At 36.7% G+C, this 559-nt stretch carries 1 protein-coding gene; it reads right to left on the bottom strand.

From position 1 onward, the window contains the following. Window positions 1-2 precede the first annotated feature (2 nt). Window positions 3-559: aminotransferase class III-fold pyridoxal phosphate-dependent enzyme (locus tag KI356_RS26210; protein ID WP_212936906.1), on the bottom strand; the 557-nt coding region annotated here is incomplete at its 5' end.

The raw sequence follows: 559 nt of genomic DNA, 5'->3' as shown, positions 1-559 counted from the left end.
ATTTATTTTACTTTTACTTGAGTTAGCACAGATTTAAACGTATTAATAACTGTATCTACTTCTTCATAACTAATTGTAAGGGATGGTTCAATACGAATTGTTTTTGAGTTAATTAATGTTCCCGCAACAAGAATTCCTTCATCAAACATCGCCTTTGACACTTCATAACCAATCTCGTCTTTATGGAATTCAATCCCAATCATTAAACCTTGACCACGAATTTCAAAGATTTTATCTTCGTGTCCTTCTGCTGCTTGTTTCAATCCATTTAAGAAATACTCCCCAACTTCCATAGCTCGTTCCGGTAATTTCTCTTCCAATAATACATGGATTGTTGCAATTGCAGCAGCACATGCAAGAGGATTTCCTCCAAATGTTGTTGTATGCATAAATGGATTTTCAAACCAACTTTTGAATACTGTTTCTTTCGCAACAATAGCTCCCGCTGGCATTACACCTCCACCAAACGCCTTCGCAAGACAAATAATATCCGGCACAACATCATACAATTCTGCAGCAAACATTTTTCCTGTGCGTCCCATTCCAGTTTGTACTTCAT

It is taken from the genome of Bacillus hominis, assembly GCF_018332515.1.
GTDB lineage: Bacteria > Bacillota > Bacilli > Bacillales > Bacillaceae_G > Bacillus_A > Bacillus_A hominis.
This window is presented reverse-complemented; position numbering and strand designations above follow the sequence as displayed.